The 14620-nt window shown below is 60.2% G+C and carries 18 protein-coding genes; 4 read left to right on the top strand and 14 right to left on the bottom strand.

Features of this window, described 5'->3' with window-relative positions:
- Window positions 1-3: 3 nt before the first annotated feature.
- The 7 genes from AUC70_RS09105 to AUC70_RS09080 form a co-directional block, all read right to left on the bottom strand.
- Window positions 4-1887 (bottom strand): ParB/RepB/Spo0J family partition protein, encoded by a 1884-nt coding sequence (locus AUC70_RS09105; RefSeq protein ID WP_141702052.1) that lies wholly within the window; start codon window positions 1885-1887, stop codon window positions 4-6.
- A gap of 211 nt (window positions 1888-2098) precedes the next feature.
- Entirely contained in the window at window positions 2099-2710 is a 612-nt protein-coding gene (locus AUC70_RS09100) for a thermonuclease family protein (RefSeq protein ID WP_244505558.1), read from the bottom strand.
- A gap of 131 nt (window positions 2711-2841) precedes the next feature.
- Window positions 2842-3018 (bottom strand): hypothetical protein, encoded by a 177-nt coding sequence (locus tag AUC70_RS17165; protein WP_158007417.1) that lies wholly within the window; start codon window positions 3016-3018, stop codon window positions 2842-2844.
- 54 nt (window positions 3019-3072) lie between these two features.
- Window positions 3073-3471 carry a hypothetical protein gene (locus tag AUC70_RS09095; protein ID WP_141702051.1) on the bottom strand — a complete coding sequence of 133 codons (399 nt, stop codon included), beginning with the start codon at window positions 3469-3471 and terminating at the stop codon, window positions 3073-3075.
- A gap of 86 nt (window positions 3472-3557) precedes the next feature.
- Entirely contained in the window at window positions 3558-4610 is a 1053-nt protein-coding gene (locus AUC70_RS16305) for a MobA/MobL family protein (protein ID WP_141702050.1), read from the bottom strand.
- A gap of 643 nt (window positions 4611-5253) precedes the next feature.
- Window positions 5254-5571 (bottom strand): hypothetical protein, encoded by a 318-nt coding sequence (locus tag AUC70_RS09085; protein ID WP_141702049.1) that lies wholly within the window; start codon window positions 5569-5571, stop codon window positions 5254-5256.
- Window positions 5568-5762: a hypothetical protein gene (locus AUC70_RS09080; protein WP_244505557.1), complete on the bottom strand. Its 195-nt coding sequence runs from the start codon at window positions 5760-5762 to the stop codon at window positions 5568-5570. The genes AUC70_RS09085 and AUC70_RS09080 overlap by 4 nt, the downstream gene beginning before the upstream one ends.
- Before the next feature lie 547 nt (window positions 5763-6309).
- On the opposite strand from AUC70_RS09080, the gene AUC70_RS09075 reads away from it, so the two are divergent.
- Window positions 6310-6672: a hypothetical protein gene (locus AUC70_RS09075; RefSeq protein WP_069444511.1), complete on the top strand. Its 363-nt coding sequence runs from the start codon at window positions 6310-6312 to the stop codon at window positions 6670-6672.
- 124 nt (window positions 6673-6796) lie between these two features.
- Here AUC70_RS09075 and AUC70_RS09070 read toward each other — a convergent pair whose 3' ends face one another.
- The 5 genes from AUC70_RS09070 to AUC70_RS09050 form a co-directional block, all read right to left on the bottom strand.
- Window positions 6797-7060 carry a hypothetical protein gene (locus AUC70_RS09070; RefSeq protein ID WP_069444510.1) on the bottom strand — a complete coding sequence of 88 codons (264 nt, stop codon included), beginning with the start codon at window positions 7058-7060 and terminating at the stop codon, window positions 6797-6799.
- 246 nt (window positions 7061-7306) lie between these two features.
- Entirely contained in the window at window positions 7307-7759 is a 453-nt protein-coding gene (locus AUC70_RS09065; protein WP_141702048.1) for a lipocalin family protein, read from the bottom strand.
- Between the two features lie 45 nt (window positions 7760-7804).
- The gene (locus AUC70_RS17535; RefSeq protein WP_069444508.1) at window positions 7805-9154 is read right to left on the bottom strand and encodes a type IV secretory system conjugative DNA transfer family protein; all 1350 of its coding nucleotides are present in this window, start codon (window positions 9152-9154) and stop codon (window positions 7805-7807) included.
- Between the two features lie 2 nt (window positions 9155-9156).
- On the bottom strand, window positions 9157-9714 hold the full coding sequence (locus AUC70_RS18380; RefSeq protein WP_069444507.1) for a type IV secretory system conjugative DNA transfer family protein: 558 nt from the start codon (window positions 9712-9714) through the stop codon (window positions 9157-9159).
- 18 nt (window positions 9715-9732) lie between these two features.
- Window positions 9733-10056 carry a hypothetical protein gene (locus tag AUC70_RS09050; RefSeq protein WP_141702047.1) on the bottom strand — a complete coding sequence of 108 codons (324 nt, stop codon included), beginning with the start codon at window positions 10054-10056 and terminating at the stop codon, window positions 9733-9735.
- Between the two features lie 947 nt (window positions 10057-11003).
- On the opposite strand from AUC70_RS09050, the gene AUC70_RS17160 reads away from it, so the two are divergent.
- The gene (locus AUC70_RS17160) at window positions 11004-11141 is read left to right on the top strand and encodes a hypothetical protein (protein WP_158007416.1); all 138 of its coding nucleotides are present in this window, start codon (window positions 11004-11006) and stop codon (window positions 11139-11141) included.
- A gap of 132 nt (window positions 11142-11273) precedes the next feature.
- On the opposite strand, the gene AUC70_RS09045 is transcribed toward AUC70_RS17160, so the two are convergent.
- Window positions 11274-13145: an autotransporter outer membrane beta-barrel domain-containing protein gene (locus AUC70_RS09045; protein WP_069444505.1), complete on the bottom strand. Its 1872-nt coding sequence runs from the start codon at window positions 13143-13145 to the stop codon at window positions 11274-11276.
- On the bottom strand, window positions 13138-13431 hold the full coding sequence (locus AUC70_RS09040) for a hypothetical protein (protein WP_069444504.1): 294 nt from the start codon (window positions 13429-13431) through the stop codon (window positions 13138-13140). Before AUC70_RS09040 ends, AUC70_RS09045 begins: the two co-directional genes overlap by 8 nt.
- A 438-nt stretch (window positions 13432-13869) precedes the next feature.
- Here AUC70_RS09040 and AUC70_RS16780 point away from each other — a divergent pair, with 438 nt between their 5' ends.
- The gene (locus tag AUC70_RS16780) at window positions 13870-14307 is read left to right on the top strand and encodes a hypothetical protein (RefSeq protein ID WP_141702046.1); all 438 of its coding nucleotides are present in this window, start codon (window positions 13870-13872) and stop codon (window positions 14305-14307) included.
- Window positions 14256-14618 (top strand): hypothetical protein, encoded by a 363-nt coding sequence (locus AUC70_RS09030; protein WP_069444502.1) that lies wholly within the window; start codon window positions 14256-14258, stop codon window positions 14616-14618. Before AUC70_RS16780 ends, AUC70_RS09030 begins: the two co-directional genes overlap by 52 nt.
- The last annotated feature ends 2 nt before the right edge of the window (window positions 14619-14620 follow it).

Genomic DNA, 14620 nt, shown 5'->3' with positions numbered 1-14620 from the left:
CAGCTAGCATGCTGCTTTAAGATTGGGGCTCTCGTCGCCATGATCCAAGTCGTCAGAGTTTGAGAGGCGAATAGGCTTTGGCAACCACCCGGAACCGGCGATTTCCCGCTCGGCAAGAGCGGCAAGCTCGGCCTTCTTCATTTTCGACCAACCGGGAGCCAGCGTGACGGCCTTCGCCTCGGCAATCGCTGCCCCGATGGCTTTGCCGCTGATGCGGCCAAAGAAGTTGTCCGCCGTGGGCGTAAAATGCCCGGCCATCTCTATGCCAAGAGCCTCGGCTACCGCCGATGCATGAAGTAGCTCGGATGCACCCTCTGCCATGCCTTTGCTTTGCACGGCATCGATGCTACGCGCTGCAATGACGGCCAGGATCTGCAAGAGAACCTCATGGGACTGCTCCAGGCACCAGCCCCAAAGCCCACCCGGGTTTTGCGGTAGCTTTGCGAGCCAGGACTCGCGCACTGTTTCCAGCTCATTCAGGTCAATGCAGCCATCGGCATCATAGAGGCTCTGACCAATGGCAGGAACGGATGCGCTGAGCTCCAGACAGCTATGGCCTCTGGCATAGGTGTAGAACGAACCAAGTGCCAAGGCATGGACAACGACCACCAGGGCCACATCCGGACGCTTGGCCAGCTCTGCGCTGATTGCAGCCGACTTCCGGGCAGACAGGTCTTCAACCAACCGGGCCGAAAGTTTGACCGCAGGCTCGTCCGCATCATGATCGACGTCGGAGCTACCAGCGTCTTCTGCAGGTGCATCTTCCGGGCGCACCAGTCCGCGCTCGATGCGGATATCACCGCCATGACCAACGCTGACAATAGCCCCGGCTAGTTCCAGTACATCATCGGTCCAGCGGAGCGCCTTAGCCGTAAGATCATCGATCCGGCTGTCGATTGCATCAAGCCTTTCGATCTGATCCTCGTCATCGGTGTCCACGATGCCATCGTATTCGGCTGTGAGAGCGTCCAACTCGGCCTGATCTTCATCGGAAAGTTCAGCCGGCTCTGCATAACGCCGCTCGAACGTCGCCAGGCGCCCGTAATCGAGTTCGGATACGATTTCGACCCAGCGCCAGCCTTCTTCGGTGACGGCACTTGCCGCAATGCGCAGCTTGTCCAGAACCAGCCGGTCCAGCAATTCCGGATCAAGGACGTAGCCGCTATCTTCCGCCTCGAAGAGATCGCGGCGAACAGGCCCGCCAAGCTCGATGTAGGTGTCAAGGCCGACAAGGCGCACGCGCTTATCGCTCGACGGAATCTCATCCTCAGTGAGGAGCCGTTTTACGGTACGTGGGTAGCGTTCCCAATCCGGCAGTTCGGACCAGATGCGCTCCTGCGCAGCGTGGTCGTCGCTGATCGCGAAAGCCTGCACGAGCTCAAGGTTGATCTCACCTTTGCGATAAGCATCCAGGATGACGGGGCTGACCCGGCCCAAACGCAAGCGCTGTGCGACGAGCTTTTCGGAAACGCCAAACCGCGCCGCAATGTCGGCAATGGCGCTGCCTCCGTCCATCAGATCACGGAAAGCCTCGAACTGATCGGCGGGATGCATTGCCAGGCGCACGATGTTCTCGGCCAGACTGAGCTCCGTAGCATCAAGCTCTTCGTCCGCGAGCCTGCAGGCCACCGGATAGTCCTTGCCGATGGCGCCGCTTTTCAGGAGCGCTTTCAAGGCCAGGTAGCGCCGCCTGCCCGCGACGACCTCATACTTGCCGCGTTTGCCCTTGCGGACGACAAGCGATTGCAGGAGCCCGTGCGCTTTGATGGAAGCGGCAAGTTCGTCGATGCCCTCCGATGCGCCGGTACGGCGGACATTGCCGTCCCAGGGCGTAAGCTTGGCCAGCGGGATATGCTGGATAGCGGTTTCGTTCGATTTGTTTGTCATGATGTCTCTCCTTTCTTTGAGCGGTTTCTCATTGACGCGCAAAAAGGAGGGACGGGCGGACACGCCGCTCAGTCACCGGAGCAGTAGTGCGAAGGGGAACGGCCCCGCCCGTTGACGGGGCGGCACGCGCGTCCAAAAAAGCGGCTATGGAATGAGAGGCCGCGAAGAACGGAGAGTGAGTGAGGATCGGACGAGGAGGAAGCGTCCAGATTCAATGCCAACGTGCCGGCCGCCACCCGGCGGCCGTGGCTTCGGCCTCATCGCAGAACCAGCGTTCGTCGGCGGCGGTGTCAATTTGCGTCCGGTCGTAAACTGGCGACCAGGGCGTGTGATAGATGTGCTCACCATTGCTGTTGATGTTGCCCTTGATGGGACAGCCCGGACGAGGCGAAGCATCGGCGGCACGCTGCCAGCGGTCTTTTCGGTACTCCCAGGGCGGTTCGGCAGAACCTTGCCAGATGCCGGTCCGCGCCTTGCGGGCTTCACGCTCCATGGCAAGATAGCTGTCCGAGTATTCGAGGAAGGCCCATGCAAGACCGTCCCGGATCATACGCGCATTGAGACTGTCGCCCTCGGCCGTGCATACCGCCAATGGCCGGTTATAAGGATCATGTTCTCTGGCCAGGCATCGGATGCGCTTGTCGCCTACCAACTTTGCGAGGTGCGCGGTCGCCTCATTGCCGCACGACCAGCTTCGCCCGTCGTCCTTCTTGCATGTCTGCGACGCCTCAGGCGCGTCGATGCCATAGAGGCGAATCCTGACCGGTCCCAGTTCGAGCGTATCGCCGTCCGTGACTTGCGCTCGTCCGGAAATCTCGGCCACGCCGCTGTCGCCGAGACAGATCCCGGATGCGTCGTCAAAACACTCGCGCGCAAGGCTCGGCGAAGGGAGAACAAGAACGCCAATGGCAAGCAAAGTCTTGCCCGCCGGGATCCCCCAGGGATGCGCCCGCTTCAAAACAGCCTCAACAGCTTCAGCACGACGATGGCAGGAAGAGCCAGAAGCGCGGCCAATACGAGCACTTGCCTGAACCGCAGCAAAGCTCTCTCGCGAAACGGCATTCGAGCCACCACCGCGCGGCGCTCCTGCTCCGCGGCCTCTTCGTAGTTGTTCCAGGCGCGATAGCCCATCGACCCTGATCTCCCTCGCGTGCAGAGTAACCTCATTGCTGCCGAATCACGACCTCATCGTTCATGTCCGCGATCACGATCGCGGCTCCTCTGGCGTCTGCTGCGTTGCCTTAGCCGCGCAATCGCCGAACCCAGCCTTTCCTCTTTCGAAGGGTCCGGCTGTGCCGCCTTCTCAAAGTCGGGGCGCAGACGTTTGTCACCAATCCGTGGCTCTTTCCGGCGCGTCTTTTTCCATTCGCGAATACGTTGCTCGGTCAGTTCACGGCCCAGCTCTCGATCCCGTTCACGCTGCTGGCGTAGCTTGTCGGCTTCCATTTCCGCTTCGCGGTGTAGCTTTCGAAGGCCCGCGAGTTCCACGAGACGCCGTTTTTCAATCGCCTCGATCTTGATTCCGTAACGCGCATTGAGCCTGTTTTTTGTCTGAGACTTGGCCTCGGCATAGTTGCCGCTCATATCGCTACGATCCTTCCGATGCGCTTCGACCTGCCGCACCCGTTCGGCCTTGTGCCGTTCGCGGACACTCCGGGATAGCTTTCGGGCTAGCCTGGACAGAAACGCCTTGTGCTTGGTCCGCAGGCGCCGCCGCTCGACATGGTGCCTGAGCCGCATGGAAGCCCGCAGCCGCTCATACTTGGCCTGCACTTCGGCGGCTGCGGCGCGCGCGTTGAGCCTGAGCTCTGCGCGAACCCGCTTCCCCTCGGCCACGAACTTGCCGGAGAGGAAGCGCTCCTCCCGCGTGCGGCTCGCGCGCTCGCCCTTGAGCCGCTTTTCAGCGCGCGGTCCTTATCCATTTGGTCGCGCTCGAACTGCGCCCAGGCGGCCGTCTCAGGCCGGCCGGAGCGAACCGCGCGCTCGAGGTTGAGATCGATAACCTGGGCGTTGAACTCCCGCCGGGTCTTGCCGCGGTCAATGGCCGGATAGTCGATTAAGCGTCCGGCGCCGTTTAGGACGCGCTTTGATGCCGGGCGCTTCACCCGGTCGTTGATATGCTGGGCGCGAGGCCCCTCATGGATGGTTGGTTCCCGATCAATCCCTTGCGCCTGCAGGGTCCGCCGATCGATCCGAACGTCGTGCCCCGACCGTTCGAGCGCCTGATTGCCGATCTGTTCCCAGCGCTCCCGTATCCATTCAACTGCCTTCGGCCCGGGCAGTCCCGCCCTCTCACGGTCACGGGCCGAATCCGACAAGCGCAAGACGCGCTTGCCGCTATCCATATCGCGGTCATGTACCGCGATATGGGCATGGGGATTGTGGCTGTCTTTTCCGCGAAAGTGGATGGCTGCATACCATGGTATGCGGGCATCCCCAGCGAGGTCTTCCATGAAGTCCCGGACCAGCCGGCTCCGTTCGTCCTCGCTGAGTTCGCGCGGCAAAGCCAGACGAATTTTGTCAATGACGCGGGCGTTTTTGCGCGACGCCCGCTCGGCGCGATCAAGCCAGTTGCGCGCCGCCTGCGGCTCTGCCGGCATTTCATTGACGAGGATGACGGGCTTTGCCTCGGCCCGGCTGATATAGAGTATGTGGGCGCCCGCGGTCCCCGCAGCATGCGTGCTGCGGCCGATACTCCTGAGGTTGCAGCTATAGATCGCCACCGGGGCCCCCTTACTCGACACAACAATCACCACCGGCAATTGCGGAGCACCAAGATTGGGAGCCCCTCTCCGCAATTTGCCGTCGGCCGGACCAGCCGGCCGAATGCGCAAAGACGTGTACGCGACGTCTTTGCGCTCGCCGCCAGGCGAAACGGGACGCCCGAGCGGCAGGGCAGAGCCCTTCGGAGCGGACACCGCAGCCCGTCACGGCTGTGAGAGTGACTAGGCCAAGCGGCTATGAGCGCCCACGCCCCGGTCCGCCTCGACGGCGGCAAGGGGCGTACCAGAAGGGGGTCGCCCTGCGGCGGGGGAAAGCCTTCCCCCAACCGAGCAGCGCACGGGTTTGAGAAGCAAACCCAAAAGTGCGCCCTACATACAACCTATAGTTTACATAATATCTCTGGGGAGGTCTATCTGAGTGCCATCGTATGCACCCGGAAAAAGACAGCGGAGCCTGCCAAATGCTCTGAAATCGCCACCTATCGCCCTGCGGTGCCTGCTGCTCTCAGGCCCTGCGGCCGCGCTAACTCATGATTGTACGGACCTCGTTAGCCGCAGCTTCGGAATAGCGCGATTCTGGTGGGGAAGAACAGTTCAACTGGGCGGATAGCGCCTGCGGTCCACAGAGCCGTGGCGCTGTTACCTATGCACCTGGACCGAGATCAAGCTCGCGAAGGCGTTTCAGCAGCGCGTCATACACTGGGCCAAAGCTCTGGCCTTCCAGGAAGTCTACAACCGGCGTGTCCCTGGGCGGATCCTGTTTCACCTCGCCGCGGTAGGGATTGCCCCAAGAGCGTTGATGCCGCACGTACGGAACGCCGTGATCAGGCACGACCAGTGTCCAGTATTCGTCATTCTCGCCGAGCGGCCCGGTTTCGCGGTGGTGCAACTCATACTCATGCGTCATGTGCCGAACGTAGGGTCCGGAAGTGCCGCCGACAAGCCCAGGCAACCGCCTCACAGGCCTTTCTCGTCGGCAATGCTCTTATAGGGGTAGAGGATGCGCTCGCCGCGCGTATCGATGCGGATCTCGTTGCCGTCTTCGTCCACCAATGTCAGGTAAAGCGTGGCCCATTTGGCGCGATAGGCTTCGTAGCGTTCCAGCTCGCGCACGATGTCGAAAAGCCCCTGGCGCAGCTCGCGCATCGACATGGGTGCGCCGTCCCTTCCGCGGAGCTTTATCTTGTAGGCCGATCCTGCATTCTTCCGGCTGCCGCCGTTTCCTCGTTCCTTCATCTCCCCCATGATGCCGGGCCGATTGCTCACGCAAAAGAAAATGCGCCCCGGAGGGCGCATTTCGCTGAGGATAAGATTGGAAGGAGAGCGCTTACGCGCTCTCCGCGTGCGATCGCTCCTGCGTGTCCTTCGACGGGACGCGAAGGATGATGCGGCCGCCTGACATCGGGCAACGCTACTCGACATTGCGTAATCGCCACCAAAGGCGTTACCGACTGGCCGGCAAAGCGATTGCCTCGACGGGCAATAGCAATGGACTGACCATGACGGCAAGAACGCTGACTGAGTTGCCGGCATCCCGAACCATGACGAGTGCCGAGGCCGAAATCTCGCCGCATGATCATGCCTGTATCAGCAAGGCGGGGGCGACATTGAGGGTAACCAAATGCGCACCGTCTCTTGTGTCTCTCTATTCCTAACGTTCTTGCTGACTTTCGCAGTATCAGGCCCAGCCAACGCTCAGGTGGCCGCGCCCGCATCGGCGCTCCCGGAACTGGCTGCGCCCTATGACCCCACCGGCTACGCAAAGGACTATGCCGAAGAGTCGAAGGAGATCGTCCTGCTCGTCGCAGGAGAAGGATTTCCGGGAATTCACGAGTTGTACTTTGAACAGAGCATGAAAAAGCGCGGCATTCGCTACAAAGTCCTCCACGAGCCGAGGATTTCGCCCGTCTACTGCATGGCGTTTGTCAACGGCGAGCTTATGGCCTTCAACTCCTTCGGCGATGTGCCCGACTACCGCGTGCCGTTTACCCGGATGGCTGACCTGGTCGCGCTCACGAGAAACTACCTGGAGGACCACTACCCCGGCTATTTGACCAGGTAGTCGGCACCGATGAGAACGGCAACGACCGCCTCGGCTCGGCCAGCTAGATCGGCAGCGTCTGGCCGCGCAAAAAATGCGCCCCGGAGGGCGCATTTCGCAGAGGATAGGATTGGAAGGAGAGCGCTTACGCGCTCTCCGCCTGCGGTTGCTCTGACGGCTGCTCTTGCGTGTCCTCGGACGGGACACGAAGGACGATGCGTCCGCCACCCATCGGGAACAGGTCGAGCTGAAGCGTGAGGCCTTTCTGGTCTTCGTGCTCCCAGGCCGCGCCGACGCGGGTCCAGAAGGACTTGTCCTCGCCGCGCTCGGCCACGTGGTAAGCGACCAGTGCGGGCGGCTTCGGTTCGCGAGTTTTCTCAGTGCGGGATTTGTTTGTGTAGCGTGCCATGTCGTTTCTCCTTTTGTTACGGGTTGGCTCGAACGCTTTCCCTACGGACCGGGCGCTTCAGCCGTCCGGGTCAAGGAGGGTTCCCGCCGAGGGTCCGCGACAGCGGAAACGGCGGGATGCCTTGATCCCGCGCGGCGCGCCCGGTCACGTTTGCGTTCAGATGAGCCAAGCCGGCGAGAAGGAGGGATGCCGGCAACGGGACCAAAATCCTGCCCGCACGGTTACGCGAATCTTCTTCCGCCGGGACTACTGTCGTATGCAGCCGCCGCGGCTCCCGGACATTACCAGGACCTTGTTATCGAGCTGCTCGATTGTGAAAGTCGTGCCGAGGCCCTCAATGCCTCCATTGACCAATGACTGGACCAACGGGTCGTCCGGATTCAGCTCCCGCCCGTCAACAACGAAGTTGACGACCTGCACACGATCGGAGACTTCCGTAAGCGCTGCACCGTCAAGACTCCACCGCCCCTCGGTGCGGCTTCTCACCTCAAAGGTGTTGTCGCCAACAGGCATAATCATCTCCATCAGCGACTGGCGACGACCGCCTTCCTGGTAGAGGATTCGCTCATTGGCTTTGCCGCCCTCACCCATTGACGATGAGCAATACCATTCGCCCAGAAGCAGCCCTTCCGAGTCTTCGTTGCAGCCGGTCAGGATGAGAGTCGCGCCAAGCGCCAAAGCAACTATGGGAGTCCTCATTACATTCTCCATGGATGTTGCGTGAATGCCCTGTCGTCGAAGCCGCTACCTTCCCCGGTCAAACGCCTGCTTGGCGCGGCCGCGCATCAGTGCTTTGCCGCGATCTTTCTCCATACCGGCCTTCGCTTTATCGAGCCGCTCGCGCAGATGGTTGATGCGGTTCTCATTCGCCTGGTCGAGCGTCTGACGGAGCTTGAGCATTTGCGGCCCCTTCGGCGTGAGGTTGCGCTCAACCTTCGGCCTGGGTCGCGCCTCGATGCGCTTCTCGAGCTCGGCCTTGGTGGCCGCGCCGCTTGCGGCTTTTCCGAACTGATCTGATTTGCTCATCCGCCCCTCTCCCTCATGACGGCCTGTAGCCATACACATAGGCCCAACTGCCGTCCGCATATTGCGGGTATACGGATAATTCCTTCGGCACGTCCTCCCGGACGACCCGCGCCCATTTGGAGCCGAACCACGTGCGATCCGCACACGATCGCCGGGCGGGTGATAGGGATTTGGGAGGTAGCGTCCGGCCATGTCCCGGCACCCGAAATAGGGCCGCTTGTCCGCATAGACGGGCGGCAGGTCCTTACCGGAGATAAAGAGGATTTGCTTATCGTCTGGCATAGCGAGGATCTCGTCCTCCGTCATGAGCTTGCGGCCATGCTTGGAGCGCGTTTCTGCATTCCGGCTGTGGTGTGCCATGTCGAGCATCGCCGAAAATGGATCGTCGCCGCTGAATGCGCGCTTTAGCGCCTGCATCTTTTGATGCCTGGCGGCTTCTTCCAGCCGCGGATCGATGTATTCCAGCGTTTCGGTGCCGAGCATGCCGGACACGGTGCGTGCCGTTTCATAGTCGCGAACGCCGACGAACTGGCGCATCTGCGCCGAGCCGAGAAAGCCCTGCAGCCCCGGCGGGCCGTAATTGCGGATGATCTGTCCGACATCCTGGAACAGCGCCCAGGGACGGATGCCGGCGCCGCGCCCATAGGTGAAAGCCCGGAGCAGCGAGTCGAAAGCGCCAAGCTGACCCGCCTCATCGACCAGCATCATGATGCGCGGCGCCTCGGGCCTGCGCGATTTCCAGAGAATGCTGCCGGTGAAAAGCAGTCTCAGGACCGGCCCGAGCTGCGCGAGGTACTCCGCCGGAACGATCAGGAACAGCTTGCCCACCTGAGCGGGGGAGCAGAGTTGTTCCAGCGAGAAGTCGGACGCCTCAAGATGGCTTAGCAGGACCGGATCGTCGAGGAATCCGAGTTGAGCATAGATCTCGCCCATGACGGAGCCGAACTCACGCGGGCTGTCCTGCTGCTTGGTCGCGATCTCGCCAGCGGTTCGCCGTATATCGTCGAAGTCTGAAGCCAGCATAGCCTCGAGATAGTCCGGCCAGTGAGGATCACCGGTTTCGATCATGTTTACGATCGAGGCGAGCTTGGCAGGCTCGTCGCGCCGCGAAGTTCGACGTCGAATTTCAGGAAAGCCTCGACCCAGCTTGCAGCCCGCTGCTCGAAATATTTGCTTTCGGCGGTTCCGGTGAGCGGAATCAGCGCACGGGCGACGAATTTGCAATCGGCATGGAAGGTGGGCTGGCTTGCATCCAGCAGGTCCAGCGGATTGCAGCCATGCTGCGGCAGGCCATGCAGCCCGAAGGGATTCCAGTACCAAGCAAACTCACGGTGAGAGGCATGGACATGCCAGGAGATTGCCGAAAGCTCGCCTCTGGGATCGAGAACAATCATGCGCTGGCCCGGCGTGTTGCAAACGACATAGCCCAGCAGATCGCGCAGCTTGCCTGAGCCCGCGCCGCCAATGGTGAGCATGGGCGCGTCGCTATCGAGGAAGAGAGGTTGCCTGCCGAAGAACCCAATCTGCGGGCCTTTGCGGCGATACAGCCCGGCGTGCCGCAGGTCCCAGCCGTCGGCCCAGCCGGCGCTGCCGAAGCGGAAGTGCTCGTTGAATGCGGAGGACGCCATAATCGCCACTCCGCCCGGCTAAACGAATTTCAGCGCGAGCGTCATCCCCCCGGAAACGACAAGGGCGACGGTGCCGGCGCGGGCCGTAAAGAAGATGATGCACCCCAATAGGATCAGCCAGGCGAACTTGCAGAAATCGACGAAATCCGCGCCGTAATGCGCGGCCGTGAAGTGGGCGATCCACTCCACGGTCCGATCGTATATCTCGGGCAGAAGCAGAAAGGTAATCAGGGCGGCAAGCGAATTGGCCAACCCTACAAGTGAGCCTCGCCAGAGGTCGCTGCCCCCGCCTGATCTCTTCGAGAAGACGCCGCCTTTGCGTGCGGGAAACGGTTCATTCATGGCGCCAACACCCCAACTAACGCGAACCGGGACCGGGCCTGCGGCTGCACAGCTTTGGTGTCTTACTCTCTCCGCTCAGCGCGGGCACAAAGGGTTCCGTTGCCTCCAGCGCGAGCACCAGGAGCACAAGAGAGAATAGCAGCAATAGACCCCTAAATCGCCAGAGTCATCCAGGCCAAGAAGCATAGACCTTCTTAGGTTTCACCGCCCGGAGGCGGATAGATAACTCAAATACGACGGTTTTAAAGATAAGTTATACTTAAAACACGGTCAAGTACGTTTAGGCCAAATATCTACCTGTAGTAGCGGCGCGTGATTGCCTTGTCGGGTCTCAAGCGCGGACAGCGCGCGCGGCGGCATCATCGGCACACTGAAGACTTCACGGACAGATTGAGTGTCAAAGCCGACGAAGCACCCTCACGGGCATGACAGCAACGCCTCGCCTTCAATGCGCGCGACACGGGCCACGTGGCGCGTTTACGCATGAACGGAACGACGGCCGAGGAGGCGCATGCGTCAATCCTTCTGGCAGTACAGGAAGGCGCGATATGGTGGACGCAGATCGATGGGCTGCCCGCTACCGGTATTCGTAGACGTCACATTGAAAGGCGCGATATCAACTGTGGCTGCGTGCGTATGATTGCCGGCGGTGCTGGTTCTGCCGTTGCTTGAATATGACAGGCTGCCCGTCCGTAGATTCATGGTCGCGGAAAGAGGATTGTCATTGGCATCCGAAGTCCCGCTACAAGGACTTCCAAACTTGCAGCTACCGGTGACAATACTGTTCGAACCACCGCCAGGAACGATTCCTGAATACGTATGATTGTGATTGCCCGCCGCGCGAACATTCACGGCGGTGTTGGGCGGGTTAACCGTGCTTCTGTGACTGTGCGCAGGCAATTGCCCGACCGTCAGCCTCCGACGCGCCGCGCGCCCGGCTCATTCACATGGTCACGATCGCCACGGTGCTGCAGAACAGCCGCAGGCTGGAGCGTGGTCACAGCGATCCGATGGAGAACACGTTCCTGTCGTTCGGAACCTTCCGCGCCGTGCTGGTCGAGCATCTTTTCGATTACCCCGCCTGAATACCCATGCATGCCCGCTTTTTGACAGCGGAGCCTGATCACTTTGCCAGGGCGCAGGAGCGGACGGCACACATGGGACGACTTCGCCTCTCCGCTAGGGTCCTCGAAAGACCTGATGGATAGAGGTGGGCGTTAAAGGTCTGGGTCAAAGGGGCTTTCACCAGACTTGCATTTCATAGTCATCCAGGAACTCAGAATTTTAGTACTGGTTCTACATTTCCCGCCAACGTTATTGCATCCGTCCCATAGGGTTATTGATCCGCATGAGCCCGGGCAACCGCTAGAGCAAGAGCTATCAAAATCCCAATGTCCGTTAAAACTATATGTGCAACTTTTGCTGCCATTGACGATCGTACCGTCGTCACAGGTGAAAGTGAGTGAACCGCTATAGTCCGGAGAAGCGGAAGTGACCGTATGGGTTGCCCCGTGCGGAACAGTGACCATATCTCCGGCTGTTCCTCCGTATATGGTGCTTAAAGCTTGATAGCAGTGATTCTGGCTGGGTCCTTTCCAGCTCACAAAATTGTCCGTGCAGTCACTACCCGCCGAAATCGTAGTGACATTCCATTGGTCGCTGATCCCGCCAATTGTCACGGTTGCGCTATGAAGCGTGACATTGCTGGCTGAACTGGTCAGGCGCAGCTCCAAAGTCTGCCCATTGGCAATGGTGTCGTCAGCGGACGTCCAACTTCCCCCGTCAATGCGGTATTCGGGGCTGCCGGCGCCGGTGATGGAGATATTGGCCGGGGCATCAATCCCAGTGATGGCCACGCTGTTGGAGATGACTAGCGTATCTACGACCCGATCCGTGACATCGGCAAAGGTGAACGTGTCCGGTACCGTATCGACATCTATAGTGGTGACGTCCCATTGATCGCTGAGCTCCCCAACCGTGATGGTTGCGCTGCTCATTGCGCCCGCCGTTGCATCACTGGTCAGGCGGATCTCTAAGGTCTGGCCATCTTCGATCGTACCATCGGCGGAAGTCCAGGGTCCGCTGTCAATGCGGTATTCCGGGTTGCCGTCCCCGCTGACGGAGATATCGACGACCGTATTGATTCCGTTGATGGTGACGGTATTCGAGGTGATTTGGGTACTGGCTTCCTGATCCGCCATGTCGGCAAAGGCGAAAGCGTCGGGTTCGGTATCTTGCGGAACTGTGATGACGTTCCACTCGTCTGTTACACCGCCGATATCGACGATGGCCGCTAGCGCAGTACCGAAGGAAGCGCTGGAGGTTAGGCGCACTTCAAGTGTCTGACCTGCTTCGATATGGCCGCTTGTTACCCAACTGCCGCCATCAATGCGGATTTCGGCATTCCCCTCCCCGGAGACACTCACACCGGTGGGTGCGTCGATGCCGCCAACCATTATTCCGTTGGAAAGTATGAGCGTATCGAGATCGGCATCCGTCACGTCATTGAAGCTGAAAGCGTCCGGCACGGTATCGCCGACACCGCTGTAAGTCCCGGTAACGCCCAGAATGGTCACGCCGTAAGCGATGTTTGCCGCAATGAAATCAGGATCGTCGTTGTCCCGGTCAGCGTCGAGGTAACATTCCCCGGTGTCATCGTCCTCGCACCGGGGTTGCTTAAAAGGGAGCCAGGTCGTTGCGCCCCCGTCACAAAACTCCCAGGGCGGATCGCCGCCGCTGACATAACGGATCGCGCCGTCTTTGCCGGAGGTGCAGGAATCTGAATCATTGGCGATCTGTACCGAGCCCCCATTGACCAGATTGTTTCCCGAGAGATTGAGATCCTTCGTCGCGGTGTGATCGCCGAGGTTGTCCACTGCTTCTGCCGATTGCCACACACTGCCGTCGCAAATGAGTAGGATCTCTGTCCCGTCCTGTTCCGGGCTCGCGTTCACCCGCGTGGCACCGGCGGGCAGGTCCGCGCAGGAATCGCCGGGCGCGGAGTCGTGCCCCTCGAGCTGCGCCATGGCCGGGACGCTCGTAAAGATGAAGACGAAGGCGAGGAAGGCAGGAAGAAAGCGCTTAATCATTGGCGGCCTCCGTTTCTGTGGAGGCGTTCAGGCGGTCCGTTACTCCTTCAGAGCCGAGATCGGTAATCGTGCCGCCATAGGCGATATCGCCGGATACGGTCAGGCCGGATTTATCCAGCACCGCAACGGGCTGATCATCGACGATGAAAACGAAGGCGCCTACGGCGTGATCCGTTTCAATCCGGACCGGCAGCGGCGCTGACGACGATTCGTCCGCGCCTTGGGCCAAGGCGGGCCCGGCGGCGAAGGCCGGAAGACAAAGCAGTGACAAAAGAACAAAGCGCATGGAACTCTCCCCCAAACAGCAGTTGAAAAACAATCGGCCACCGAGAGCGTTGGCTCTGGTGACCGGGAGTTAGAAACCGCTGCACTATGAGAACGGCGCGGCGATCTTTAGCCGCGAGCCTGGCTGCACCGAAGTGCGAGCAAAGGCGGAAGCCTGTACATGCACCGCCGCCTCCCGGTCCATAACCGAGAAGCGACATCTCTGGCGCGCTTCGCCAAATTCAGGAAGACACACCAATAACGGCTGATGCCAGCCGCATAATGCTAGGGGTTTCTAAGCCCCGACTGAAATCATTCAGCCAATACTATTGTAGATCATCTGTTTTTATATTGGAAGGAAATAAGTATATATCAGCGCCAGCACGAATATATTCTTCACTTTTTTGACTTAAGTTCCGATATTACGGTAAAATATACTGATAGTACATATAGGGGTCGCATGGGGGAAACACCGGAAACAGCAATAGACTTACAGGCCGCGTTCTTCGCGGCTGTGCGCCGTCAGGATTTCGACGACCTTCAGAACGAACTGGCCGGGCGCGAGACGGGCCGACTGGAGCGGTTTCTGAGCCCGGACGAGCGGGAACGCATCAGAGACGGCAAGTCCAAAGGAGAACGCCACGCCGACGCCATGACGCGCTTGCAATGGATGCTGTCGAACAACGCCGAGTACGCCGCCCTCTACAACGACACCTTCGATAAATTGCGTGAAGCCGAGCAAGCGGCGGAACGCGCCCTTGAAAAAGCCCGTCGTGCCCTGGCGAAAGCGGAGCACGACTTGCAGACAACGCTCGACAGCGCCGCGCGCTGCAGGACGGCACGCGCGTGTTCAGAGATGAGAAGGGCAAGGTCTGGACCGAGCACGGCGAAGAAGTAAGCGAGCCCGATGCCGCCAGCATCGCGTGGACCGGGAACGAACCGAGCCACGAGCAGTACCTATCTGACAAAGCAGCGGTGCAGCATCTCGGCGGAACGATCACCGACATCGAACGCTATCAGGTTGATACGCTGGGCCGCATTCGGGACCGCATGAGCGATCAAGACAACCCACCTTCCGCCGACGAGATAGAAAAGTTCAAGACCGAGATTATGGAAGAGATGCCGGAAAGCGTTGAGATCATGCTTGCCGACGACAACGCCAAACTAAACGCCTCTCCAACTGCTGCCGTAACGATCCCGAAGCTCTAGCC

This window comes from Methyloceanibacter stevinii, assembly GCF_001723355.1.
In the GTDB taxonomy this organism is placed as follows: domain Bacteria; phylum Pseudomonadota; class Alphaproteobacteria; order Rhizobiales; family Methyloligellaceae; genus Methyloceanibacter; species Methyloceanibacter stevinii.
The sequence above is the reverse complement of the archived record's forward strand: the minus strand, read 5'-3'. Positions and strand labels throughout refer to the sequence as shown.

Excerpts from the sequence above, each read along its gene's own strand:
- AUC70_RS09045 (WP_069444505.1), bottom strand. The coding sequence starts at position 13,145 with ATGATTAAGCGCTTTCTTCCTGCCTTCCTCGCCTTCGTCTTCATCTTT.
- AUC70_RS09080 (WP_244505557.1), bottom strand. The coding sequence starts at position 5,762 with ATGTCGATGCGCGAGCTGCGCCAGGGGCTTTTCGACATCGTGCGCGAG.
- AUC70_RS09065 (WP_141702048.1), bottom strand. The coding sequence starts at position 7,759 with ATGAGGACTCCCATAGTTGCTTTGGCGCTTGGCGCGACTCTCATCCTG.
- AUC70_RS16780 (WP_141702046.1), top strand. The coding sequence starts at position 13,870 with ATGGGGGAAACACCGGAAACAGCAATAGACTTACAGGCCGCGTTCTTC.
- AUC70_RS17165 (WP_158007417.1), bottom strand. The coding sequence starts at position 3,018 with ATGGGCTATCGCGCCTGGAACAACTACGAAGAGGCCGCGGAGCAGGAG.
- AUC70_RS09040 (WP_069444504.1), bottom strand. The coding sequence starts at position 13,431 with ATGCGCTTTGTTCTTTTGTCACTGCTTTGTCTTCCGGCCTTCGCCGCC.
- AUC70_RS17160 (WP_158007416.1), top strand. The coding sequence starts at position 11,004 with ATGGTCACGATCGCCACGGTGCTGCAGAACAGCCGCAGGCTGGAGCGT.
- AUC70_RS17535 (WP_069444508.1), bottom strand. The coding sequence starts at position 9,154 with ATGATCGAAACCGGTGATCCTCACTGGCCGGACTATCTCGAGGCTATG.
- AUC70_RS09095 (WP_141702051.1), bottom strand. The coding sequence starts at position 3,471 with ATGAGCGGCAACTATGCCGAGGCCAAGTCTCAGACAAAAAACAGGCTC.
- AUC70_RS09070 (WP_069444510.1), bottom strand. The coding sequence starts at position 7,060 with ATGGCACGCTACACAAACAAATCCCGCACTGAGAAAACTCGCGAACCG.
- AUC70_RS09050 (WP_141702047.1), bottom strand. The coding sequence starts at position 10,056 with ATGAATGAACCGTTTCCCGCACGCAAAGGCGGCGTCTTCTCGAAGAGA.
- AUC70_RS18380 (WP_069444507.1), bottom strand. The coding sequence starts at position 9,714 with ATGGCGTCCTCCGCATTCAACGAGCACTTCCGCTTCGGCAGCGCCGGC.
- AUC70_RS09105 (WP_141702052.1), bottom strand. The coding sequence starts at position 1,887 with ATGACAAACAAATCGAACGAAACCGCTATCCAGCATATCCCGCTGGCC.